The organism is Microbacterium sp. zg.Y909 (assembly GCF_024626565.1).
This window is the reverse complement of sequence record NZ_JANJFJ010000747.1, coordinates 1-507: the sequence shown is the minus strand read 5'-3', so window position 1 is coordinate 507 and position 507 is coordinate 1. Positions and strand designations below refer to the sequence as shown.

The 507-nt window shown below is 73.0% G+C and carries 1 protein-coding gene and 1 pseudogene; one reads left to right on the top strand and one right to left on the bottom strand.

Annotation, left to right across the window (positions count from 1 at the left end):
* A partial coding sequence (locus tag NQ160_RS24540; protein ID WP_306854209.1) for an amino acid--tRNA ligase-related protein occupies positions 1–184 on the top strand: 184 nt, incomplete at its 5' end.
* A 79-nt stretch (positions 185–263) separates the two neighbouring features.
* On the opposite strand, the pseudogene NQ160_RS24535 reads toward NQ160_RS24540, so the two are convergent.
* Positions 264–507, bottom strand: a pseudogene (locus NQ160_RS24535) (hypothetical protein); the annotation flags it as partial.

Sequence of the window (507 nt, the reverse complement as noted above, 5' to 3'; positions counted from 1 at the left end):
GGCCCGCGAGAAGGGCCTGGAGCCCGAGCACCTCGAGTTCTACTTCGACTTCTTCCGCTACGGCGCCCCGCCCCACGGCGGCTTCGGCATGGGCCTGGCCCGCGTGATGATGCTGCTGCTCGGGCAGGACTCGATCCGCGAGGTCACCTACCTCTTCCGCGGCCCCACGCGCCTGGCTCCCTGAGCCGCGCCGAGGCCGTGAGACCACATCTGGTCGCCGAAACGATGGGAACTTCCCGTCGTCTCGGCGACCAGCTGTCGTTTCAGCGGTGGGGGGTCGCCGCACAGGCCGCGCACCGGCCGACGAGCGTGCTCTGATCGAGCGCCAGCGTGAAGCCGGCCATCGCGCGCAGCATGCGGGCGGCAGTGCGCAGGGCCTCGGGCGGCAGCACGACCACGGCGCCACACTCGGCGCACTGGCCGTGAAGGTGCCGGCGCCCGGCGGCGGTCGTGGCGAGGTGATACCGCGCGGCGCCGCTCGCCGCGTGCTGGCGTGAGACGACACCG